Annotated in this window: 27 protein-coding genes; 5 read left to right on the top strand and 22 right to left on the bottom strand. The window is 38.2% G+C overall.

Going from position 1 to position 23,893, the window contains the following annotated elements; all coding sequences use genetic code 11:
- From AC3WTB_RS16995 to AC3WTB_RS16950, 10 genes are all read right to left on the bottom strand, one after another.
- A partial coding sequence (locus AC3WTB_RS16995; RefSeq protein ID WP_492333996.1) for a condensation domain-containing protein occupies positions 1-758 on the bottom strand: 758 nt, incomplete at its 3' end.
- Positions 759-1,208: 450 nt separating this feature from the next.
- Positions 1,209-2,084: an alpha/beta hydrolase gene (locus AC3WTB_RS16990; protein ID WP_064497903.1), complete on the bottom strand. Its 876-nt coding sequence runs from the start codon at positions 2,082-2,084 to the stop codon at positions 1,209-1,211.
- 80 nt (positions 2,085-2,164) lie between these two features.
- Complete coding sequence (locus AC3WTB_RS16985) at positions 2,165-2,314, bottom strand: hypothetical protein (protein ID WP_186304639.1); 150 nt, start codon at positions 2,312-2,314, stop codon at positions 2,165-2,167.
- A gap of 18 nt (positions 2,315-2,332) precedes the next feature.
- Entirely contained in the window at positions 2,333-2,680 is a 348-nt protein-coding gene (locus AC3WTB_RS16980; RefSeq protein ID WP_492333995.1) for a YxiJ family protein, read from the bottom strand.
- 66 nt (positions 2,681-2,746) lie between these two features.
- Positions 2,747-3,355 carry a hypothetical protein gene (locus AC3WTB_RS16975; protein WP_492333994.1) on the bottom strand — a complete coding sequence of 203 codons (609 nt, stop codon included), beginning with the start codon at positions 3,353-3,355 and terminating at the stop codon, positions 2,747-2,749.
- Between the two features lie 71 nt (positions 3,356-3,426).
- Positions 3,427-4,041, bottom strand: a complete 615-nt coding sequence (locus tag AC3WTB_RS16970) for a hypothetical protein (RefSeq protein ID WP_492333993.1) — start codon at positions 4,039-4,041, stop codon at positions 3,427-3,429.
- Positions 4,042-4,065: 24 nt separating this feature from the next.
- On the bottom strand, positions 4,066-4,449 hold the full coding sequence (locus AC3WTB_RS16965; RefSeq protein WP_341084094.1) for a DUF2750 domain-containing protein: 384 nt from the start codon (positions 4,447-4,449) through the stop codon (positions 4,066-4,068).
- A 53-nt stretch (positions 4,450-4,502) separates the two neighbouring features.
- Positions 4,503-4,640: a hypothetical protein gene (locus AC3WTB_RS16960; protein WP_338591841.1), complete on the bottom strand. Its 138-nt coding sequence runs from the start codon at positions 4,638-4,640 to the stop codon at positions 4,503-4,505.
- A 71-nt stretch (positions 4,641-4,711) separates the two neighbouring features.
- Entirely contained in the window at positions 4,712-5,293 is a 582-nt protein-coding gene (locus tag AC3WTB_RS16955; protein ID WP_492333992.1) for a hypothetical protein, read from the bottom strand.
- A 142-nt stretch (positions 5,294-5,435) separates the two neighbouring features.
- Positions 5,436-6,038 carry a TetR/AcrR family transcriptional regulator gene (locus AC3WTB_RS16950; protein WP_338591847.1) on the bottom strand — a complete coding sequence of 201 codons (603 nt, stop codon included), beginning with the start codon at positions 6,036-6,038 and terminating at the stop codon, positions 5,436-5,438.
- Positions 6,039-6,167: 129 nt separating this feature from the next.
- On the opposite strand from AC3WTB_RS16950, the gene cyoE reads away from it, so the two are divergent.
- The gene (gene cyoE, locus AC3WTB_RS16945) at positions 6,168-7,073 is read left to right on the top strand and encodes a heme o synthase (RefSeq protein ID WP_492333991.1); all 906 of its coding nucleotides are present in this window, start codon (positions 6,168-6,170) and stop codon (positions 7,071-7,073) included.
- A 56-nt stretch (positions 7,074-7,129) separates the two neighbouring features.
- Here cyoE and blaBPU read toward each other — a convergent pair whose 3' ends face one another.
- Positions 7,130-7,921: a BPU family class D beta-lactamase gene (blaBPU, locus tag AC3WTB_RS16940; protein WP_106025831.1), complete on the bottom strand. Its 792-nt coding sequence runs from the start codon at positions 7,919-7,921 to the stop codon at positions 7,130-7,132.
- A gap of 124 nt (positions 7,922-8,045) precedes the next feature.
- Positions 8,046-9,209, bottom strand: coding sequence for an acyl-CoA dehydrogenase family protein (locus AC3WTB_RS16935; RefSeq protein WP_492333990.1), 1,164 nt, complete (start codon positions 9,207-9,209; stop codon positions 8,046-8,048).
- Between the two features lie 144 nt (positions 9,210-9,353).
- On the opposite strand from AC3WTB_RS16935, the gene AC3WTB_RS16930 reads away from it, so the two are divergent.
- The 4 genes from AC3WTB_RS16930 to AC3WTB_RS16915 are packed head-to-tail and all read left to right on the top strand — an operon-like array spanning position 9,354 to position 12,397.
- The gene (locus AC3WTB_RS16930) at positions 9,354-10,118 is read left to right on the top strand and encodes an amino acid ABC transporter ATP-binding protein (RefSeq protein ID WP_059374701.1); all 765 of its coding nucleotides are present in this window, start codon (positions 9,354-9,356) and stop codon (positions 10,116-10,118) included.
- Positions 10,115-10,975: an amino acid ABC transporter substrate-binding protein gene (locus tag AC3WTB_RS16925; RefSeq protein WP_039180202.1), complete on the top strand. Its 861-nt coding sequence runs from the start codon at positions 10,115-10,117 to the stop codon at positions 10,973-10,975. The genes AC3WTB_RS16930 and AC3WTB_RS16925 overlap by 4 nt, the downstream gene beginning before the upstream one ends.
- Positions 10,972-11,670, top strand: coding sequence for an amino acid ABC transporter permease (locus tag AC3WTB_RS16920; RefSeq protein ID WP_039180205.1), 699 nt, complete (start codon positions 10,972-10,974; stop codon positions 11,668-11,670). Before AC3WTB_RS16925 ends, AC3WTB_RS16920 begins: the two co-directional genes overlap by 4 nt.
- A 13-nt stretch (positions 11,671-11,683) precedes the next feature.
- Positions 11,684-12,397 carry an amino acid ABC transporter permease gene (locus tag AC3WTB_RS16915; RefSeq protein ID WP_099663476.1) on the top strand — a complete coding sequence of 238 codons (714 nt, stop codon included), beginning with the start codon at positions 11,684-11,686 and terminating at the stop codon, positions 12,395-12,397.
- A gap of 35 nt (positions 12,398-12,432) precedes the next feature.
- On the opposite strand, the gene AC3WTB_RS16910 is transcribed toward AC3WTB_RS16915, so the two are convergent.
- The 10 genes from AC3WTB_RS16910 to AC3WTB_RS16865 all read right to left on the bottom strand — a co-directional run bounded on the left by AC3WTB_RS16910 (position 12,433) and on the right by AC3WTB_RS16865 (position 23,642).
- The gene (locus AC3WTB_RS16910) at positions 12,433-13,263 is read right to left on the bottom strand and encodes a manganese catalase (RefSeq protein ID WP_099663477.1); all 831 of its coding nucleotides are present in this window, start codon (positions 13,261-13,263) and stop codon (positions 12,433-12,435) included.
- Between the two features lie 126 nt (positions 13,264-13,389).
- The gene (locus AC3WTB_RS16905; RefSeq protein ID WP_017358082.1) at positions 13,390-14,430 is read right to left on the bottom strand and encodes a 2,3-butanediol dehydrogenase; all 1,041 of its coding nucleotides are present in this window, start codon (positions 14,428-14,430) and stop codon (positions 13,390-13,392) included.
- Between the two features lie 70 nt (positions 14,431-14,500).
- On the bottom strand, positions 14,501-15,721 hold the full coding sequence (locus AC3WTB_RS16900) for an MFS transporter (protein ID WP_144464168.1): 1,221 nt from the start codon (positions 15,719-15,721) through the stop codon (positions 14,501-14,503).
- A 371-nt stretch (positions 15,722-16,092) separates the two neighbouring features.
- A complete protein-coding gene (locus tag AC3WTB_RS16895; protein ID WP_492334000.1) occupies positions 16,093-16,842 on the bottom strand; it encodes an SDR family oxidoreductase in 750 nt (249 codons plus the stop codon).
- Positions 16,843-16,982: 140 nt separating this feature from the next.
- Complete coding sequence (locus AC3WTB_RS16890) at positions 16,983-18,104, bottom strand: ABC transporter permease (protein ID WP_369879800.1); 1,122 nt, start codon at positions 18,102-18,104, stop codon at positions 16,983-16,985.
- Positions 18,097-19,263 (bottom strand): ABC transporter permease, encoded by a 1,167-nt coding sequence (locus AC3WTB_RS16885; protein ID WP_492333989.1) that lies wholly within the window; start codon positions 19,261-19,263, stop codon positions 18,097-18,099. The genes AC3WTB_RS16890 and AC3WTB_RS16885 overlap by 8 nt, the downstream gene beginning before the upstream one ends.
- A gap of 19 nt (positions 19,264-19,282) precedes the next feature.
- The gene (locus tag AC3WTB_RS16880) at positions 19,283-20,227 is read right to left on the bottom strand and encodes an ABC transporter ATP-binding protein (protein ID WP_492333988.1); all 945 of its coding nucleotides are present in this window, start codon (positions 20,225-20,227) and stop codon (positions 19,283-19,285) included.
- Between the two features lie 326 nt (positions 20,228-20,553).
- Complete coding sequence (locus AC3WTB_RS16875) at positions 20,554-21,327, bottom strand: class I SAM-dependent methyltransferase (RefSeq protein WP_058839018.1); 774 nt, start codon at positions 21,325-21,327, stop codon at positions 20,554-20,556.
- Between the two features lie 86 nt (positions 21,328-21,413).
- Positions 21,414-22,628, bottom strand: coding sequence for a formaldehyde dehydrogenase, glutathione-independent (gene fdhA / locus AC3WTB_RS16870; protein ID WP_024423097.1), 1,215 nt, complete (start codon positions 22,626-22,628; stop codon positions 21,414-21,416).
- A gap of 411 nt (positions 22,629-23,039) precedes the next feature.
- Positions 23,040-23,642, bottom strand: coding sequence for a class I SAM-dependent methyltransferase (locus AC3WTB_RS16865; RefSeq protein WP_047201970.1), 603 nt, complete (start codon positions 23,640-23,642; stop codon positions 23,040-23,042).
- Positions 23,643-23,893: the final 251 nt, after the last annotated feature.

The following is a 23,893-nucleotide window of genomic DNA, read 5'->3' as shown; positions in this document are numbered from 1 at the left end:
AACTCTTGATAAGTTAATTCATTATCTTCAAATACAACAGCTTTTGTTTCAGGAGATTTCTTAACTTGTTCTTCAAACTGAAAATGAAGCGTTTCATCTTGCGAAAACATAACTTTAGTCCCATTAAATTCCATCAATATATTATTTCTCTCCAACTCTAATACAATTTCAATTTCTCTCAGAGGTATATTGGGACTAGTAGAAAGTTGATCAATAATATTAATCAAATAATTTAATAGATTAGAAATATAGAAATTATTATATATTTCAACATTGTAAGTAAGTTTTACTGTAAATAGGTCAATAACGGAGCAAATTAAATCATTATTAGGAAAGCCTTCTATTTCTTGTGGTAAATAATCCTCTTCCTTACAAAAAAAGATCAAATACCTGTTACTATTACTAGTGTATTCTCCCCCTGATTGTTTATCGCAATCTACATTTAATAATAAGTCTGAAAAAGTTTGAACTTTATCGCATTTTAAATTTATATCTGTGCTACTATAATTATTTCCATCAGGTGTAGAAACATCAAAAGAGCTAACATTTATCTCATCTTTTCCTAACAGTTTACTTAACAATATAAACCAGACAGTGTGAAATAAAACTTTATATTCAACATCAAATTTTTTTGATAAAGATTTAAATTTATTGACCATATCTTTATCAAAATGAAATGTAAACTCTCCATATTCATTATTTTTTTGATTTGATGCATTAATATAGTTGTTAAAACTTTGATTTTTCTTATAATTCATTTATATTCTCCTCGCAGTTATATAAAAAAATATAGTGTTAATTGTCTTTTTTTCAAGATAATATAAACTCTTTTCTCCCAAAGATTATAGGGAATAATGCTCTATATATATTCAAAATTAAACTAATGACTCACTAAACATTTTAACACTGATTATAACTAATTTGGAAAAAAAAGATGCTTTTCCCTTAAAATGATCATTTTATACTATTTTTCCACTAAAACACATGAGTGATATATATCTAAAATACTAATTAGAGGAAATGAGTAATTAATTTATCATATAAAGCTGTATAGTATACTTACTTATAATTAATAAAAAAACAGCCTACTATTAAAGTCAGCTGTTTTAACTATTATAAAATTACAAGAATTGAATAAATTTCACTTTGATTCACAAGTTGCTGTACTCTCTAGCTTTTTAAATAAGAAATGATACTGTTTAACATTTCTATCGTGAGTGATTGGATCGATTTAAAAATGTCATTACTACCTCCGTCATTTTTTGTGCTTCTTTTGGCGCTCTGTCTGATCCAAACCATTTATTCAGGTCACTGTGGCTCAGCGTATGCACCCGAAAAACAAACCGAGAGCCTTTATCATGGTTCAGTTTTTCAGCAAATCTGTACACCTCAGGATTTTCCCAGCCCGTCACCAAATAGACAGGCGGTAAATTCTTTTGATTCATATAAGTAACAGGTGATGCCTTTGTCCAATTCTCCTCTTGTTTGCCAAAGACTTTTTTGTACGATGGGATGGCTTGTATAAATTGATTAATGTTTAACGGCCCATCTAAAATCACGATGGAATTGATCGTTGTTGGCGACAGCCCCACACGTTTTAAGTAGGTCGAATCTGTGGCAACCAGCGCCGTCAAATGACCGCCCGCTGAGTGACCCATGACATTGATTTTTGATGAATCAATTTGATATTCATCCGCATGATCCTTCACCCATTTAATGGCGTTTGCCGTATCATCTGCCATCTGCTCATAGTTGGCATTAGGGTGAAGCCTGTAATTCATCGAAACAAACACATATCCTTGACCTGTAAAATAATCAGCCTTTGAAGCGACTCTATTCTTATCGCCGCCTGTCCAGCCGCCGCCATGGAGATAGATCATGACTGGATGCTTCTTCTTTTTGTCTTCATCTTTGCCCTTCGGCATATACATATCGAGGGTTTGCTGTTTATTTTGTGTGTCTGCATAATGGATGTTTGTCGTCGGTTTAGGCTGGTTGAAACGGAACACAAAGAATGCGCATACCAATAAGCCAGCGATGACCGCCGCAAATAAGAGCCATTTCAAGATTCGATTCAATGTCATTGCACCTTTCTGTGTTGGGATGGGGAAACATGAGTAGCAGATATGTAGATAAACTAGCACCATTCAATTCGATACTAGATTCATATTGGATGTGCAAAAGCAAAACAATTGATCAAGTCGTCATATTCATTATACTCTTTAAAGTAGTGGAATTCATTGATTTGCTTTAGATGACTGATATCGAAATCAGGGATTTGCTTCTGGATTTTTCCATCTAAAAACCATGTCATTGTTTGTCCTCCAAGACGTTATTGTATAAATGCAATGATTCGTTTTCTTGTTTCTTCATGGTATTGAACGTAGGAATGCAATAAAGGATACGATTCAAGGATATGTTGAAACGATTTGATTTGAGGGAATCGCTCTTCAAATGACTGACGCAGCACGTTTAACTGTTTTTTGGGTATTCGTTTATGATCGATCACATAACTTAAGCTGCCTGCAACAAGTGAAAAAAATAAATAAAAATCATCTGAGGGCATACCAGTTTCTTCTTCAAAAGAGACGATATCATCTGGATAAGCGGAATCTAACAAGTATTGATAGCGCTGCTTCAAATCATTGATTAAGCCTTGTTTATCTTGGCTCGTGTTCATGGATCCACTACACCTTTCTCTCAATGCTTTTAAGTAGGTTAAAATTTAAGAAGATTATAGTTCTTATTATTCAATATTTGTGTAATTTTGAATGAATTCATTTTTAAAATCTTCTGGAAGTTTCTGATTTCGAAATACAACAGAAATCCAACCTAATACAATCTCATCTAAAGTTCTCCACGTTTTCAGCAATTGTTTATTCATATGTTCTAATTGATGAGTCGCTAATACTCCTATCTCATAACCTCTTTCACCATAAATGATCCATTTTGCAGAAGGGGAAACCCATATCACACGTGAAGCAATATTCATCATGCTATCGTTTACACTATGTATCGGGTAATCCGTTAAGATATCAAGGTAATCACTTGGTGTGATATTTAACGGGATTTTCACGCAAGGATAATAACCAAAATCACGATAATGATTATCCATAGTCTTCTGCTCATCTAACACAGCCATTAGTATATATTCATCTCTATGGTTCAAAGCTAAATCTTTTAGTGTCTCCCAGCTACCGTCTGATAACAACCAATGGAATTCTTCGAATAAATAATGAGGGGTTTTTGTTTTCAACACTTGATCAGGGAATGTCTTCGTACTGTTAACGAGCGAATTAACAAACGATAGAACATGTTCAAGTTCTTTTGGATCGGATATAAACAAATTTTTCACTTTATGCTCCTTTCATATCTTCGGATAAGGCTATTATCAGTCATTGATTCTCCATTCCACCGGTTGGAGCATTATGCATAACTAGAAAGCATTTGAGTGAAATAGTCATCGAATGTTTTTTGATCCTTCAATAATATTTGTAGCCAATTTGCTAAAACAGGGTGATCCAGTGGCTTCCATCCTTCTTCTAATAACATATCTTTTGCAGAATCTTTTGTTGATACCATCCCTATGATACAAATTTCCATATCTCTATCTGCCCAAATCGCCCACTGCAAAGAATGAGATAACCAGACAACTATATTCGAATTCGTGATTATATTATCCGCTATGGAACCTTTTGGGTGCATCCATAGTGCATTTACATAATCCTCACCTGAAATGTTCACACTCGCTTTCAGCCAATTGTAATAACCAAACTCCTTCAAATAGTAATCAACTGGATCTGGCTTAAGGACTGCGGTCAAAAATTCTCCATCATGTGTTAAATTGGATAACTCCTTGATTGTAGGTAAAATATTATCACTTAATGCCCAATCAAACTCTTGAAATAAAAAACAATCAAATGTCTTACGGAAGACTTGTTGTGGCAGCTCTTTATTTGTGTCAAACTCATGATCTACTAAATTCTGATAGAATTTGAATTCTTTTTCTGAACGAATAAATAAGTCTTCAAGCCGTTTCAAACAACTACCTCCACTCTTGTCGAACTAGTAGTTTTTTAATTCTTCCTCTATATCTTCTTTTAATGTTTGAATTTCAATTGACACCGAATTATTTCGATTATAGAAAATGGACGGATTGAATCCATCTGCTATCATGCCCGGGAGCCACTCTTCTATAAAGTCTTCTAAATTAATCATTTCTGGCACTGTTTTTTCCCATTGATCGATTGCGCAATAAGCGGCATGATCCTTTGTCGCCCAAAAATGAAACTGCGGTACACCACGTTCATCCTCTGACATAACCCAGCCCTTCTCGTTGCTTAATGACCAAACCTCTTCTAAATCAACAATCTTTTTGATGAAATAGTTATAACGCTTTTTCGCAGATAACTGGATGGTGGTTTCTAATTCTTTCGGATGCATGGACATTGCGTCGCTCCTTATCTATTTATTTACTGTAGAAAATGGCATGATTTTAGAGATTACTTATTGAATACGACGACTCCATACGGATTATAAAACAAATCAGCTTCGGAATAAAAATCGTATTCAATAAGAGCTGGCCCGTCATCACCTAAAATAATGTTCTTTTTCTTATGTTCTTCTTCCCAAAAGCCCATTTAAAATACACTCCTTTATATTTTTGCGTTCTTGATTTCCACAAGTGTTATGCTATTCTCATTTTGTCTTATCACAATAACCGTAAACTTGTATAAACAGGTTTATTTGTATGTTTGAATAGTGCTACTTCATGATCAGTTAACCACTTAAGCTCTCGCATATGATAAGAAATTTCTTCCAAATAGGTATCGGTTTTAGCAATTAGTTTTTTAGATAATATCTTTCTTTTATTGTCTTCAATGACAAGATAGAGAGTAAACTGCTTTAGATCTAACTCGATCAGAGGATATGCTTTCTTTTTTTTATCGGGGCTTAGTTTTGTTTGTTTTCCTTTTATCTCAGCTTTATATTTCTTTTCTTTCATTTTTTGAAATGTCGCTTTGACGAGCTGACTGTCCCAATTTTTTAATTCACACAGATAGAGCATCGCTTTTTCCAAAGTATCAGCTAAGATCTTTTTCTTATTTGTTGCATTTTGAAATTCACTGTAACAGAAGGGTACTTCTAGCTCGTAAGTATTTTTTAAAAATAAGATGTCAGGTTCATTTTTAGAAGTACTAATTAATTTGTAGTCTTTAAAAGATCCACATATAAAAACAATAGCCTCACAATCTTTCGTTTGAATTCTTTTCCCTAATTCCCATAAAAACATTTCAGTTATACAAAGGGATTGGCTAGCTAAGTTCCCACAATCGTCATCTTACATTAATTGGATATATTTCAAATACACTTCTTATAATCCTCCTTTCTAGAATCACTTTCTCCACCACATTCAAACTAAGGAACCTTAATTTCTATTTATAGGAAATTAATCTTTTTAAGGATTTTTCTAATAAATCACGTGGTATATGGTCTTGACTAATAAAGTGAAATATTGCTATACCATTTTCCAATGAGAGAATTGTCCATGCCATTTCTTCAGGTGAAAGAGTACATGTAAGATTCTCTTTTTCTATTAAATTCTCAATGGATTGAGAGATTTGTTTTACCGATTGTAGGATCATATTTGACCACTGACACCTTACTTCCTCATTTCTCATTGAATACAAAAGAAATTCCATATTTAGCAGGCTCCACGTCCGATTTTCTTCAAAATTTTGAATAGACTGTTGATTCATTTTTTCTGGAAAGTGTAAAAGAGAAGGCTGTTCTGCTAATAAAGCATTGATTTTTTTAACATGTAATTGCATTTGTTGTTCCAATAGAGCCAGAAAGATCTCTTCCTTTGAATGGAAATGCGCATAAAAGGCCCCTTTGCTAAATCCCGCATATTCTGCCAATTTATCAATGGAGACCCCATGAAAACCATACTTGGCGAAATTCTCAACTGCAGAATTTATGAGTAATTTCCGTGTTTCATCTTTCCTTTCATTTTGCGTTTTTCTTTGTCTAATCATTCCTTTACCTCCTTATCTTGACAATAATACCATATAGAATTAATATACCAATTAGTATATAAATTCTATATGGTATATATCTTGCTGTACAGCATAAACAATTAATCGCTATGGAAAAGGAGCAAAACAATGCGAAAGATGGGGAAAAAAATTCACAAAACGAAAAGGGACATAATCACTCAAACAGTTAAATCGGGAATTATTACATCAAATTTAATCCCAATGTGTGCTGGCTTAACCTTGGCATTATACACTTATCAAATTGACATCCTTCATAAATCTATTGAGATACTATTTGCATTTGCAGGTTCAATTTTATTAATTGGTGCTGCTGGAGCTTTAAACAATTTGTATGATAGGGACATAGATTCCGTGATGAATAGAACAAAAAACAGACCTACTGTAACAGGAGAAGTCAATCTTAAAAAAGTTCTATGGCTTAGTATCTTAATGTCTATTTTAGGATTGATTTTTTTAGCATTTACAACCTATCTAGCAGCTATTATAGGATTGATTGGTTTACTTTTTTATATTTTCCCTTATACAATGTGGAGTAAAAGAAAAACCGTTTACAACACAGAAATTGGTAGCATTTCTGGGGCAATGCCGCCTCTCATTGGTTGGACGGCTATTTCACCAGACATCTCACACCCAGCTATTCTGGGGTTATTTTTCATTACAATTATTTGGCAGATGCCGCATTTTTACTCAATAGCTATTCGAAAGCAAAATGAATACAAGGCAGCAAACATTCCCATGCTACCTGTTGTAAAAGGAATGAAAAGAACATACTTGCAAACCAATCTTTATATCTTAGCAATAACCTTAAGCAGTTTTCTTTTCCGTTCTTTAAGCATAGGGCTTGTGCTTATGTCTTTTTTTCTAGGTTTTATATGGATTTGTTTAAGTATTTTAGGTTACAAGCGAATGAATTCAGAGAAGTGGGCATCTTTTATGTTTGTCTATTCACTAATTTATATGACAACTCTTTATTCAACGGTCATTATCTATACTCTTACTCGGCAGATTTTTTGATTTATTCAAACCTTAGTTATGTAGATGACCATAAAAAAGTTCATATAAAAAGCACCCTAAACGGATGCTTCAATCAAATGATATTTTTTCAAAATACGATAGGTGATTTCTTTTGCTTCTAGTCCTGTGCCTTCGATATTTGTGGCGAAGATGTAGGTTTTGTTTTCATGTTTGATGAAACCTACGTACCAGCCAATGCCTGAGCCGGAGCCTGTTTTTCCGTATAGGGTGGCATGTTTCTCTTCTTTTTGGATCATCATTCGTTTGACCGTTCTCATGACAGATAGGTCAAATGGGAGACTTTCTTCATATAGCTGTTTGAGGAAATGGACTTGTTCTACTGGAGAAATGCGCAACGAACTGCTTAACCAAAATTGATCGATTCCGCCAGATATGTCTTCATTGCCATAGTGTATGGCTTTCACCCAATGGCTCATGCGTTCTTCCCCGATGTCACGCGCCATGGCTTGATAGTACCAGACGACTGAATCTCTCATGCCAGAGCCCAGTGTATGATCCTTATTCCAGTTATCAATTTCTCTTTTTACTCCGTCCCAATATTTGATGTCATATTCATCTCTCACCGCGCCGGTTTGGAGTCCGATGAGGGCATTTGCCACTTTAAATGTTGATTGTGGGGCAAAGCGCTGATTCGCTCTTTTTTTGTTATATACCCATGGCGATTTTTCTTTTACTTCTTGTATCACAAATGTGCCTTCCCTGTCTTTCAAGAATTCATCATCTACTGACCATGCTGGTGATGTTCCCTCACTTGATGACGGCTGACCGATACAAAGCGCCATCAGCAAAATGAAGAAAACCAGCCATTTCATATGCTTTTTCTTCAAAAAACCGCTCCTTTTCCCATGATTTGTATCGATTGTAGCATGCCTGAGCGATGAGACATAAGGTACGCTTGTCCTCTTTTCTACCAAATAAAAAAAGCCGGTTTCATCCGGCTTTCTGATCATATTAGCTTTCTTTTTTCTCTTCAATGGCCTGCTTCGCGATTTTTGAAATCGTCATATCATCCATTGGCGGGTTATGGAGCCCAGCACGAATATCTCGATAGTAACGCTGCAGCGGACAGCCAAGACTCAAACTTTTTGCACCGACTAAACGCATGGCTTTATCAATCACCTGCAGACTATGATTGACGACTGTATGCTTCACTGCACCGAATTCATTGATTAACAGCTCTCTTTTCTCAGGCTGCTCATACAATGTTGTCGTTGAATAGATGACGTGGCGTGCTTGCTTTAGTAGTAAATCAATTTCGCCAATCAATGTTTGGACATTTGGCAGGTCACTAATCGTTCCGCTAATACTGTTCGGTGAATGAGTGATGGCATACTGAACTGCATAATCTCTTGCCGCTTGCGCAATCCCTAAATAGCAGGAAGGAATATGTGCGATCCAAGGGTTTAATGTAACGCCTCGAGGTCCTTTTTGCACTTCAACAAGCATGTCATCTGAGACCACAACTTGATCTAAGATTAAATCATGGCTTTCTGTTCCTCTCATGCCGACAACATCCCATGTTTCTTCTATAGAAACACCTTCTGTATCACGGTGAATTAAGAAGAATCCCATCGCTTCTTTTTCTTCAATCCATACGCCGACTAAAAAGTATGTGAGAGCTGGTGACATCGTTGTGAAAATTTTACGTCCATTGATCACCCAGCGATCACCTGATTTAATCGCTGTTGTTCCAGGCTTGCCGCCTCTTGTTGGACTGCCTGTCTGCGCCTCACTCACAGCGCGGTTGACAAGGGCGCCCTTCTTCACTTCTTCCGCAAAGAATTGCAGCTGTTTCTCATTCCATAGTTTCTTTTCATAAATTTCACCTACAACTCCTTGGTGCCAGCCGATCGATAAGGCAGTTGCTCCGTCCATGCTCCCAAGCGTTTCTTGAAATAGAACCATATCTGTTACAGATTGACCTCCGCCTCCATATTCAGTGGGAAGAGACAGGGTTGTATATCCCATGTTTACTAATGATTCGATATTCTTTTTAGGAAAATAAGCGCCTTCATCATGTTTTTTTGCGTTTTGTTCGATCGTTTCACGAAGAGATTCCAGCTGATTGAGCCATGTTTTTTGAAAATCGGTATCGACAAATAATGCTTTAGACAAAATGTATCCAACTCCTCTGTTTCTCACAATCTATGATATCTCATTTTTCCAATTGGAATGAATAAAACACACTTTACTTATAGGATTTAATGTGTTAAATTTTATCAATATTAAGTACATCTGTCAAAGGAACGTGATGCTTTTATGATCTCAGCTACTAATCTACATAAATCTTATGGGCAGACCCATGTGTTAAAAGGCATTGATTTTTCCGTACAAGAAGGTGAAGTGGTCGCAATTATTGGACCGAGCGGATCAGGAAAAACAACACTTCTCCGCAGTTTAAACAGCCTCGACATTCCAGACAAAGGAAAGCTGACTGTTGGAGAAGCCACGATTCAATTTGAACGATATCATAAAAAAGATCTTTTAAAACTAAGGCAGCAATCTTCCATGGTATTTCAGCATTATCACTTGTTTCAAAATAAACGGGCACTTGAAAATATTACAGAGGGATTGATTGTGTCTCAAAACATGTCTAAGAAAGAAGCAGAAAAGGTTGGAGAGCAATTTTTAACGCGGATTGGACTGCTTCATAAAAAGGATGCATTTCCGAGTGAACTATCTGGCGGGCAGCAGCAGCGGATTGGAATTGCCCGCGCTCTTGCGATGAATCCTGCGGTGCTTCTGTTTGATGAACCAACGTCCGCACTGGACCCAGAGATGGTTGGAGAAATCCTTGAAATGATCAAGGATATTGCAAGCCAAGGGATGACGATGGTCATTGTGACGCATGAAATTTCCTTTGCAAAGGACGTAGCGGATACGGTGATCTTTATGGCAGATGGGGAAATTGTTGAAAAAGGCTCACCAGAAGATGTTCTGATGAAGCCTCAGCATGAACGAACGAAACAATTTTTATCCAGAATTCATCGCGGAATGTGGCAAGGATCGGAGGAAGACATATGAAGCAAAAGACAGCATTCATGACATCTGGTGTCCTTCTGTTTCTCCTCTCTTTGATTGGCTGCAGCAGTGTAAAAACAACAACAGATGATGGGAAACAAATTGTGAAAGTCGCACTGAGTGCAGAGGTCAATCCACCCTTTTTAGCGACAAATGACCGAAACGAACCGATTGGCTATAACATTGATTATTTAAATGAAGTGGAAAAAAGACTTCCGCACATCCATTTTGATTACATCTTTGGCGAGGAAGAATCCAATCTTATTGGTGTTGGCGCTGGGAAGTTTGAAATGGCGGCTAATTGGTTTTTCAGTAACCCTGAACGCGAAAAGCGGTTTCTTTATCCTAAGGTTCCGTACGGCTATTCGATGACAGGTTTAATTGTGAATGAATCAAACCAGGATATTCAATCGCTTGACGATATGACATCTAAAAAGCTGGCTCCTGTAAGTCCTAGCGGCGGATTGCGTTCCATATTAAATCAATATAATGAAGAACATGATCCAGATATTCCGCTGACAACCATTGAGAGCCCTTCAAATGAACTCAACTTAAAGCGCGTTGAAAGCGGAAGGTCCGATGCGGCCTTTATGAATATTTCGACCTTTGATACCATTCAAAAGCATCTGAACCTGAAGGTCAAAGTGGGCGGGATCGTGTCAAAGGAGCCGATCTATCTTGTCTTACAGCCAAGTCAAAAACAGCTTGCAGCAGATTTGGACCGGGTTACACAAGAGATGATTGATGATGGAACATTGCCTAAGCTTGCGAAAAAGTGGTTTGGGGTTGATTTCTTTCAAGATATTGACTACATCTCAGAGCAAGGCTATCAATATGAAGAAAGGAAGGAAGCGTCATGACGTTTACAGCTGGAGATTGGCTGCGGATCTTTTTACAGGTGCTTGAACGCCTGCCACTCACTTTTCTCATTATTGTAGTGTCATTGTTTTTTGCCATCTTGATAGGGCTTTTATTTGCATGCATTCGTATTAAGCAAATCCCAGTGCTGAAGCAATTGGCTGTTGTCTATTTATCTTTTACACGAAGTACGCCATTAATTGTTCAGTTATTCTTAATTTATTTTGGACTGCCTCAGCTTTTACTTGTGGCAGGAATTCAAATCAACCATTGGGATCGTGTGTTATTTGTGATGATGACGTTCTCTTTACATACGGGTGCTTATTTATCTGAAGTTTTTCGCAGTGCGTATTCATCAGTTGGAAAAGATCAACTGGAAGCCGCCTACATTGTTGGGATGACAGATACACAGGCCTTGATCAGGATCATTATCCCGCAGGCCTTTCTCATTGCCCTACCAAACCTCGGAAATTACACCATTGATCTTGTGAAAGACACGGCGATTGCCTTTACGATCGGGCTCATCGATATTATGGGACAGGTGAAGATCATCTTAGGAAATAACTATGGAATCGGCATGTTTGAAGTGTATGTAATCATTGCGATTGTGTACTGGCTCATTTGTATGAGCATTGAACTAGTCACCATGCTGCTTGAAAAGAAATTTGTAAAAGGCCGCACCAGCCTGTCACGTTAAGGAGGCGATTTAGATGCAAACCATTGATATTCCATTTGCGATTGACCAAGTACCTCATATTCTAAAAGGCGTTCCTTTCACCTTATTAATTGCACTAGTTTCTATGGCTGTGAGTCTTGTGATCGGATATGTTTTTGCTTTTATTCGTCTCTTTCGCATCCCTGTACTCAGGCAGCTGGTCACGCTCTACGTCTCCTTTTTTAGAGGTACGCCTCTAATTGTTCAACTGTTTGCTTTCTTTTATGGGCTTCCTTTTGTTCTAACTAGCATGAGCGGCACATTCGGGCTGACCTTTCACCCGGACATGGTCTCCCCATTAGCTGTTGCCCTCATTACCTTCAGCCTGCATTCAGCCGCCCATTTAACAGAGGTGGTCCGAAGTGCACTTCTGGCAGTAGACAAAGGGCAGCTGGAAGCGGCAAAAATTGTAGGCATGACCACAAGGCAGGCGATGCTTCGCATTATTTTGCCGCAGGCTTTTGTTGTGGCCTTACCGAACCTTGGCAATCAGCTCGTTCAGCTATTAAAAGCGACATCTCTTTCGTTTACAATTGGGGTACTCGAAATCATGGGTATTTCCCGGATCATTGCAAATGACGGCTATCAGTTTTTAGAAACTTATCTCGTCTCTGCTTTGATCTATTGGCTGCTGAGCATTGTCTTTGAATTAGCTTTTGCATTATTAGAGAAACGTGTCAGCGTGTACGGCAGAACTCTCGGACGTTAAAAAGTCGATCAGGCACAAAAACCTGATCGACTTTTTTATTCACCCTTTTTTGGTGTGTTAAACAGTTCTTTTGGTGCAGGTTTGAGCTTTGGTGCTGAGCCGAATACGACAGGTGCAGAAATATATCTAAACTCTCCTTTTCCATCCATGCTGCGGCCATGTGCCCATCTGCCTTCCTTGCTTTCTTCCCCTCTTGAGAAGTTAAACAAATCATAGGAAACCTGCTGTTTTTCTAGTGAACGAGGGAAAGTGGTTGGTACGACGACATCCCCTTCCCGCTCTTCTAATTCCTTAATTGCCGCAAGCCACATATTTTGATGATATGTATCACGAGCAATGAGGAAGGAAAGCATATCTTTGACGCCGCGGTCATCTGTCATCTCGTAAAGCCTTGTGACCTGAAGTCTCCCTTGTGATTCTGCATTTAAATTGGCTCTGAAATCCGCCATTAAATTTCCGCTTGCAATGATATACTTGGCATTCCACGGATACCCTTGACTATCCGCTGCCATCGCCCCTAAACCGGCAACAATTGCATGCTGCGGATTCATTCCACCCATAACAGCCGCAAGTGCTGGATCGCTTTGATACGCCTGTTCCTGTTCTTTTACCGGTGCTTTATCAAGTAGACGTGCAATCATTGTCGCCAGCATTTCGACATGACCAATTTCCTCTGTCCCAACATCAAATAATAAATCCCTATATTTTTGGTCTGCCCGGCAATTAAAGCCTTGAAATAAATATTGCATCATCACACTGATTTCACCATATTGACCGCCTAATACTTCTTGCAGCTTTTTCGCGTAAAGCGGATCAGGCTTTGAGGGCTTTGCTTCATATTGCAATTCTTTGATGTGATAAAACATGATGTCATCTCCCTTATTATTAAACATCTTTTCAATTATCACTATTCAACCGCAGCTCTCTTTATGAAAATGATCTGATCACATAAAAAAAGAGAATGGCTTATGCCATTCCCTTTGTTATCTTACTTATTCAGCACTGACTAAAATTTTCACTTGATCTTTTTCATTGATTAAAGCATGGAAGCCATCCTCGATCACATCGTCCAGCTTGATTTTTTTCGTGACGAGTGTGTCTGCAGAGAAATAGCCTTTTCTCATTAAGTTTAATACAGATGGGAATACGTCTCTGTAGCCGATAATTCCTTTCACTGTACGTTCTTTAATGACAATATCATTCGGCATAATTTCTGCGCCTTTTTCCCAAATACTTACAATGACGGTTTCACCTGAAATTCTAGTTGATTGGATTGCTTGCTTCAATACAACAGGTACACCTGTCACTTCAAAAGAAACATCGACGCCACCGTTTGTACGGCGTGCGATTTCTTGAACAACATCTTCATATTGAGAAGGATCTACAATGATCGCTCCAAGCTCTTTTGCTTTCTCTTGGCGTTCTTTTGATAATTCAACTGCATAAATATCAGTAGCACCAGCTGCTTTTAATGCTTCAATGACAAGTAAACCAATTGGTCCGCAGCCAAACACAGCCGCTGTATCCCCAGCTTGTACTTTACTAGAACGTACCGCATATAAAGCAACTGCAGAAGGCTCAACAAGCGCGCCTTGCTCATATGAGATTTCGTCTGGTAATAAATGAAGTAATTCTTCATCAACTGATACATATTCAGAGAATCCACCGCCGCCTCCGGCAAGTCCTAAAAAGCCCATGTTTTCATCTAAGTTATAAGCACCTTGATGCCCGTGAGTTGCAAAAATAGGTTCAACAACCACTCGATCACCTACTTTGTAATTGCTCACGCCTTCTCCTACTTCAACAACTTCCCCAGAGAACTCATGTCCCAATGTAATTGGTGCTTTTTCTTTTGTAAGTGGATGAGGTTCATTCACAGGAATGAAGATCGGTCCGCCTAAATATTCATGTAAATCACTACCACAAATGCCGCACCATTTTACTTTCAGTTTCACTTTACCTGGAGCAACTGTTGGTTCGTCAATTTCCTCTAGTCGAATGTCCTTTTGATCGTGCCAGCGTAGTGCTTTCATTTGTAAGACTCCTTTTCTCATCAATTTAATTAACTTACTTAAATAATGATAACATAATTTTTTTAATTTTCTAAGTAGGATGCACTATTTTTTTGACAGTCAATGGACGAAAGATGACAAAACATAGCAATAGACAGATAAGAAGCATACATATACACCCAATGATGACGGACATTCTGATTGATAAAACATGAGCGAGCCCGCCGAATATTCCTGTCATGGCTATTGTCAAAATGGCTTCAATGAAAGCATAAAAGCTGGCTATCCTCCCCATCACCTCTACTGGGATATTTGTTTGATAGAACGTCATAAAACCTGTATTTGCAAAAGCTAAAAAGAAGGCTAAAACAAAAAATCCAACAGCGGCTGCAAATAGGGTGCTGGAAAATGCATAAATAAGATAGCCAAACGCCACAAACAAACTGCCGATTCCAAGCATCAGCGAAACTGACAGCCTTTCGACAATGACCGAATTAAGACTTGCCCCTGCGATGATGCCTGCTCCAGCCACACTAACAAGAAGGCCATATTGGGTATCAGTCAGCAGCAGTACTTCTTTTGCAAAGGCTGTTTCAAGTGAGTCAATGGCCGTAGGAAGGACCGATATCGCCGCACTAAATAATAAATATACCGCCATGATCTGGCGTGACGTCAGACTAAATCGCAGAACAAGCTTTGCATCCTCTTTTAACATTGAAAGGGAAAACCCCTTTTGGCCAGCATCTGTTTTGAGCAAATTCGGTAAACACATCGTTAACAGAGCAGATATCAAAAGGCAGAACGCATTTACATAAATTGAAAGAACAGGCGTCCCGATGAGAAAAAGTAGACCTGCTGCTGCGGGTCCAAGTAAAAATCCACCGGATTGTAATAAAGAGCGAATGGCATTAAACCGTTTTCGGTTATCGGCCGGGATGAGTCCTGTCATATACACCATCGACGCTGGATGAAACATCGCTTGTGCCATCTGTATGAAAAACACCATGACATACAGGATGAGCAGATGTCCTGAAAATAAGGCAAAAGGGATGCATGCAATGAGCAAAGCACGGGTAATATCTAAACTGATCATCACATTCCGCTGATTCAGCCTGTCAATCAAACTGCCAGACCAGCTATTGGTCAAAAGAGAAGCTGCCGGTCTTAGCAAATAAACTGCTGTTACAGCAAGTACAGAGCCCGTTTCTTGAAAAATAAGCAGATGGAGGGCAATCATATAAATCCATTCTCCTATGTTTGCGATCCCGATGGCTCCAAGCAAAATACTCATATCCCGCCAATGTTTTTTCATCATTGTCCCCCCTATTTGTCATAAAAAAAATCCCGCCCCCAAGACATTTCTGTCTTGAGGACGGGATTTACTCCGCGTTGCCACCTCAGTTCATTCATCTGTTGCCAGATGAACCTTAGCGGGTGATCATTCACCCTTCTCTGTAACGGGAGAAATTCGCTGCACCACCATCCGAGAGAATCCGGTGCAGAGCTAAGAGGCTTGGTTCCATCATGCTTCCCAGCTCCTTCTCAGCTTCACGGAGTTCTCTGTGTGGGGCAGCTATGATGTACTCTTCTCTATTGGCGCTGTGTCTTTTTTTCATCACGATCTTCAGCTGAATTGTTACATATTGTACTGCCGCTCGATCAAAGCGTCAATGTTTTTTTATGTTAATCCGCATAAATCATTTTTCTAGTCATGCCACCATCAACAACCAAATCTGTACCGGTCACAAATTGATTGTCTTCATCTGTTAAATAAAAACAAGCTTTCACAATATCCTTTGGCGTGCCGACTCGATTGGAAAGATGCTGCTGATGGTCAACTTCTCGAAGACTTTTCTCATCCTTCGTTTCAATCCACCCAGGGGAAATGCTATTCACCGTAATGTGATCCTGACTAAAAGAAACCGCCAAGGCATGAGTAAGCGCGGAAATCCCGCCTTTTGATGCAGCATAAGCTTCCGTATGAGGCTCTGACATGGTCGCACGGGTAGATGAAATGTTCACAATGGAACCGCCTTTTGGATTCTCTTTCATATAACGCGCTGCTTCTCTAGCACATAAGAAAGTCCCTCTTACGTTTGTATGCAGCACATGATCCCACTCATCGACTGTTAACTCATAAGGCGATGCTGTGCACATGACGCCTGCATTATTGATGAGAATATCAATCGTTTTGCAGCGCTCCACTGCAAACGACATTAAGCGCTGAATATCCTTCTCCTGTTTCACATCCGTTTTGATAAAATAAACTTCATAGGACTCTTTTCTCAGCTGCTCCTCCAAACGCTTCCCCTTCTCTTCATCTATATCCGCAAACACCACACGCGCCCCTTCTTTTGCATAGCCGCAGGCGACCGCTTCACCAATTCCATTGGCTGCGCCTGTGATGATGACGGTTTTTCCTTTAAAATTCAGCATATGATTGATTCCTTTCTCCATGAGATGTTGTCGTCTATCATACCATTTTGAGGAGTACGAATGAATAAAAAAACCCTTTATTGCAATTGAGAGCAATAGAGGGATTTTTTCAAAACTAAATGGATGAAGAAAAGTGATTAATAGGATCTGATATTTTTCAAACCAATCACCATAAAAGCAATCGTAAAAGCTGCTAAAACTGTTATGTCTAGTAATAAGATTGATTGGTTGACCGTACCGCTCATGATCTCACCAAAACCAGACATCATCCACGTTTGCGGTATAACCAAAGAGATCTTCTTCAAAATGTCTGGAACGATATCTAAAGGCCAATAAATACCACCCAGCATGCACGATCCTACAATGACAATTGCACTAAATACTTCAGCTTGCTTTTTTGTATGAGATAAGGTGGCGATCATAAAGCCTAAACTCACAACAAGTCCAATAACAAACGATCCGAACACTAAAATAAGAAACAGGTTGCCTAAGTATACATGAAAGAACAAAGATAAGACGGTCAAAAGAACACCTAATTGTATCCATCCAAGGAGGAAATAAGCCATAAAATAGCCCAGAAGCACATATATTTTATGAATTGGACTAGAAAGCAACCTTTGCCATGTATAATCTTTATACTCCAAATGTATAGATGACACAGAGCTTGAAATCGCAAACATCATAAACATAATTGTAAAGCCAAGCGGTATCAAATTTGGCTGCTGGCTTGCTTGACCATCTTGATTTTCTTCAACCAATGAAATGGTGCCAGATCCATTTAACTTGTGCAATGCATTGGTGAGAGAAGCACTTTTCTGCTCTTTCACACCCTGATTGATTTGATAAATGATAGCTGCTGTCTCTTTTAAATAGGGAGACAAGACTGCATATTCCTCAGTTTTCTTATAAACTGTCACATCAAAAATCTCTTTATTTTCTTTTAGATGGGACTTTAATTGGTTTGCCACTTTCACAGACGCAACTACCTTTTCTTTAGATACTAAATCTTTTGCATCGCTTTCAGTCGTCTTTACCCAAAGAAATTTTGTGTTTTTTTCGAGAATATGAAAAATCTCTTGATCCAGTTTACCTTGGCCGGGCTCTAGAATAAAAGCAACTGTCGGTTTCTTTGTATCAGATGCGGTACTTCCAAAGATAAAACTAAATACCATTGGCATAACAAATAAAAAAATGAGAGTCAATGGGGACTTTAATGTTTCTTTTAGCTTTAACGTGATAATGGCTAATATCTTATGCATAACGATGCTTCCTTTCAAAAGACATTCTTAATAAAGCAATGATGAAGAAAGCTAGTCCCATCCCACAGCTAAGTAATAATCCGCTTTGAATTTCACTAAAATCAGCACCTGCCATACTTTTCAAAAACATTTGAAGTGCAAGAGAATTAGGTAAAAAATAGCTGATATCAATCACCCATTTTGGGAATAAGTATAAGGGCACCATACTCCCACCTAAAGCAGCTAACACTTGAGTTCCTAAAATCCCCACACTGTTAAACGTTTTTTCTCTATTGATAAAAGAACCAATTAGCACCCCGAAACCTGCAGCATTTAATATAAAACTACATCCGATCATAACAACAGTAAAAGGCTCTCCCCAGTTCACCTTAAAGACAAAACTAGTAAATAAAATAATGACCGCAAGTTGAATTATACTCATCAAAACAATACCCAATAACTTCCCAACGATGTAACTAGTATTGCTTAATTTTGATACAATCAGCCTTTTATAAACATCTTCCTCTTTTTCCTCTATCATACTTCCAACTAGAAAAACAACAGTCATTAATAAAAAAAGCACACCCATCCCGCCTGCGTAGTATTGGAAGGATGTAATCGGCTGGCTGTTGATATGAATATTTCTCTCGTTCACTAGTTCTTTTTTGAGTTGATCAGACACGATCTCCACTTCTTTACCTTGATTCAACGGCACCAGAATACGATTCATATGATAATTTTGAAAGAATTGCAAAACCACATTTTCCAGAACCATTTCCTGTAAGTTTGAATTAGGTCCTTTCAAAATATTCAATTGCACATGATCGTGATTCAATATGCTTTTTTCAAAATTCGGCTTGATGATTATACCCATTGTAATGTCCCTACTATTTAAATCTTTCTCAAGTTGATTTTTCGAGATGACCTTCACATCAAATATGTCACTGAGTTCACTCTTAGACAATGTTGAAAGAAACATTTTACTTGTAGCGGACTTATCTTGATCTGTTATTCCTACTCGAAATGAATTGATCCTGATTTCACTATCTTTCTTCATGTTATCTCCAAATGCTGCACCTAAAATAGCAATTAATATGATAGGCATAAAAAAAAGTGTAAAAAAGCTTTTCTTATCCCTAAAAAACAATAATAGATCTTTCAGTACAACCCAAATGCTCATATGCTCACCTCCAAACAGCCTAATCCCTCAATTTTTTACTAGTTAAATATAAAAATACATTTTCTAGGTTTGGTTCTACGATTTCTGCTGAAATAATTTGAACATTTAATGCAGTCACACCTTGAATGAGACGACTTAATAGCTGTTGAGGATGTTGATCAAATATTTTAATTTGATTTCCGTGAATCACGATTTCCTTTAACGGATCTTCATCATTTATGTATTGACACACTCGATCTATTTCACTCTGTCCATGTTCACGTTTAATAGTAAAAATAATTTCCCTTTGATTGCCGACAAGCTCACTTAATTCATGTTGATCTCCCATTGCAATGATCGATCCGTGGTCCAAAATAGCCATTCTTTCGCATAAATATTCGACTTCTTCCATGTAATGACTAGTATATATAATTGTCATCCCTTCACTATTTAACATTTTTACTGTTTCTAGTATGTGATTTCTTGATTGTGGATCTATACCTACAGTCGGTTCATCCATGATTAATAGTTTCGGTTGATGCAAAATCGAGCATCCGATATTCACTCTTCTTTTCATTCCTCCAGAGAATACTTTCACTTTGTCATTTGCTCTATCTTCAAGACCAATTAACTTAAGTGTTTCTTGTACTCTGCTTTTTAACTCCTTTCCTTTCAGTCCGTACATTCTCCCCCAAAATATTAAATTTTCTTTTGCTGTCAAATGTAAATATAAAGCGATCTCTTGCGGGACAATACCAATCATTTGCTGGGACTTTTTTGTTTCTTTATTTAAATCTAAACCCCCAATCGTTACAGTACCGCTTGTTGCGCGGATAAGCCCTGTCAAGATGCCAATTAATGTGGTTTTCCCAGCACCATTCGGTCCCAAAAGACCAAATGATTCTCCTTTTTTTAAGTGAAAGGTTACCCCTTTTAATACCTGTTGATCCTCATAATTTTTCTTAATGTCATGTACTTTTAGCACCCTATCTCTCTCCTCTAAACTGTATATCGTTCTCTTACAAAAAATCCAAAAATATTTACCATCCAATCAAATCATAATATATGGTATAAAATTCTACTATATATCAATATTTCCAATATGTTCATTTTAACATGTTATGTAATGAAGAAGAATAGTACGTACTTTTATAAGTTTAAAAAGCAAAAAAACTTACAAGATATTCTTGTAAGTTCTGTAATCAATCTATGCGGATCAAATACTAATTTCAGTCATATTGCAGCAAAAGCGGGGTGTCATCCCTCACAAATATTTGATCCTTATTTTCCCAGAAAGTTCAATCGACATTTTTATCCTTTCCTGAAAAGAGCAATCCAGTCATCTACCTCTATTGATTCTATTTGATCCTCTGTCATTTTCAATCTATAATATTGCTTTATTTTCTCGTTAGCATCTAACAAGTATTCTGTAACAATTTCTTCTTCCTTTAAATTTTTCGTTGTTCGCTTGACCCATTCTTGAAAAGGGTAACGTTTTTTTCGTTCCATTGATTTTACTTCTTTTATTCCTTCTGTTAAAAACAGTTCCCTCCATTGTTCTGTAGATAGACAGGAGACATGACTTGGGTCTCTCAATCGTTCTAGCTCATTGATAAATAGTGCAAGCTCTTCATCATTTGGCGAAACATTATCAATAAAGAAAAACAGACCATTTGACTTTAATACACGAGATGCCTCTTTGGCAAACTGTTCAGGGTGCGGGAAATGGTGTGCTGCAATTCGGCATGTGACCATATCAAATGTGCCATCTAAAAAAGGAAGGCTTTCTGCATCCGCTACTACATAAAAAATTTGTGGATACGCTTTTAAATGAAGTGATGTATGAGAAAGCATTTCTTTCGTTAAATCCGTCGCAAACACTTGTTTCACATATGGAGCCAGTGTTTTTGCGGTATGCCCGCCACCAGTTGCTATATCGAGAACGACCCAGCTTTCTTCTGGAGCTGCCCATTCAACAATGAGATCTAGGTCTGCTCCCTTTGCATGAGTTTGACTCGTCACATACTTTTCTGCATTTCTCCCAAATTGTTCTATAACTCTTCTTTTGGCTTGATCTGTATTCATCTGATTCCTCCCCTTTGAAATAGATTGGATTTTCCACAATAAAGAGCCGTCCCATTTTATTGAGCGGCTCCTTTCATGTTAAAAGTTTATCGAGAAAGCATCCCGTGCGGGTCAATGACAAATTTCTTCGCCACACCCGAATCAAAGTCACTATATCCTTTAGGAGCTTGATCAAGGTCAATGACGGTCGCATTGACGGCTTTGGCGATCTGTGCTCTTCCGCTTAAAATGGATTTCATTAGACTGCGATGATATTGCATAACAGGGGTTTGACCTGTCACAAAGGTATGAGCTTTCGCCCAGCCAAGTCCAATTCGCACTTTCAGAGAACCGACTTTTGCATCGGCATCCACTGCTCCTGGATCTTCTGTGACGTAAAGCCCTGGAATTCCAAGCTTGCCGCCAACTTTGGTAATATCCATAATTGTATTTAAAACGGTCGCTGGTGCTTCTCCCTGATCTCCATGACCCGAAGCTTCAAAGCCAACACAATCGACAGCACAATCGACTTCTGGCTCCCCTAAAATATTCGTAATTTGTTCGCCGATTCGATCATGTTTTCGTAAATTGATCGTCTCGCAGCCGAAGCTTCTTGCCTGCTCCAGTCTTTGCTCATTCAGATCTCCAACAATCACAGCAGATGCGCCAAGAAGCTGAGCCGAATGGGCTGCTGCAAGACCTACTGGGCCAGCACCCGCAATATATACGGTCGAACCAGGCTTTACTCCTGCCGTATAAGCACCATGAAAACCTGTCGGGAAAATATCGGAAAGCATCGTGAGATCAAGGATTTTTTCCATCGCTTGATCTTTGTCTGGAAATTTGAGCAGCTGAAAATCTGCATATGGAACCATGACATACTCGGATTGACCGCCAACCCATCCGCCCATATCTACATATCCATAGGCAGAGCCTGGACGGTCCGGGTTTACATTTAAGCACACATGGGTTTTTTGTTCCTTACACATGACGCAGCGTCCGCATGCAATATTAAACGGAACGGACACGAGATCTCCTTTTTGAATAAATTCCACATCTCGCCCAACTTCAACGACTTCACCTGTAATTTCATGACCAAGGACAAGTCCTTCAGGTGCAGTCGTACGCCCTCTTACCATGTGCTGATCACTTCCGCAAATATTCGTCGTCACTACTTTTAAAATGACGCCATGCTCACATTTGCGCCCCACATTGGCTTTAGGTACACCCGGGCCATCTTTTAAGACCAAATCAGGGTATCCAATATCCTCAACTGCTACTTTTCCTGCTCCTTTATAAACGACACCTTTGTTTCCCGACATGATTTCATTCCTCCTTTTGTTTAAAAATGAAGTCTCTACAATTTTCTCTATTTCTTAAGCAATTTCCTTCTTCAAACCGCACATTATGTGAAAAAGAAGGGGGTACATGTCTACGTGAGAAAGAAAAATGTGTCTTCCAGTGAAATAAAAAAGAAAATATTGAAAAAAAAGCTAAACTTTTGCAGAACGGTGTCGATATAAGAAATAAGCCAGACAGGTATCCTTAATCGACAAACAAATTCCTTATATATACTATCATTCCTTACACACCTGGCTGGCGCCTACCTTACATACAAAAGGCTCTTCTGATGAAGAGCCTTTTTTATTTTTACATTCGATTGCAGGCAAAGAGGCTCCTCTGACGAAGAGCCTCTTTTTGAGTGCTTGTTCATTACCTGGGAAATATTTTCATCATTTTAAAGCTTTGATACAGATGTATGTATCATAGTGATAAACCGAGACTTCTCTAAAGTGATATGCTGAAAACAGACGGCTGATCTCTTGTTCACTGTACGATGAAAAAGATGTTGACCGTTTTTGTTCCTTTATCAGCTCCTGCTTTTGAAAAGATAAAAATACTTCACCATCCACTTGAAGGACGCGGTACACTTCCTTCATAACTTGCTCAATATCCTTCAAGTAATAGATCGTCTGCACCGTAAATAATTTATTGAATGATCTGTCTTCAAAAGGTAATTGCTCAGCCTTGCCAAGCGTAATAACGGCTTTGTCTTGTTCCGCAAGCTTCTTATGTTTTCTTTTTGCATATTTAATCATATGACGAGAGGCATCCACTCCATATACTTTTCCGCGGTCAAGTTTTTCTGCTACCTTTGATAAGGTGATGCCTCTTCCAGTCCCAATTTCTAAAATTCGGTCATTTTCTTGTATATTTAAGAGTTGAAGCGTCCATTCATTGATATTATGATGATTTTTTTCCATATAGCGGGCAACCCATTTTGAGAACAAGCCTTTTGGTTCCCTCATTTGTTTTCCAATCCAGCTTTGAATCAATGTTAACACCTGCTTTTCACCAGTAAATAAAACTATTTACAAATTTTCTTACTTTTCATATCGGCTCTCACCTAACAAAAATTAAGACCTAGTCCTAATTTATTTGTCCTTTATAAGACGCTCCTTTTCAGAAAATGTTTCGCAGAAAGTGAAAATTTTTTGACCTGAATAGGCGTTTTCATTATTTGTGCTCAGATTGATTTCGTTTTCTGCATGAGCTGCATAATTTATAAATGTATCTTGATAAGATA

The sequence above is a fragment of the Bacillus sp. EB106-04-04-XG123 genome, assembly GCF_058791855.1.
Note: the sequence above shows the minus strand (reverse complement) of the source record. Positions and strands in the feature narration are given on the sequence as shown.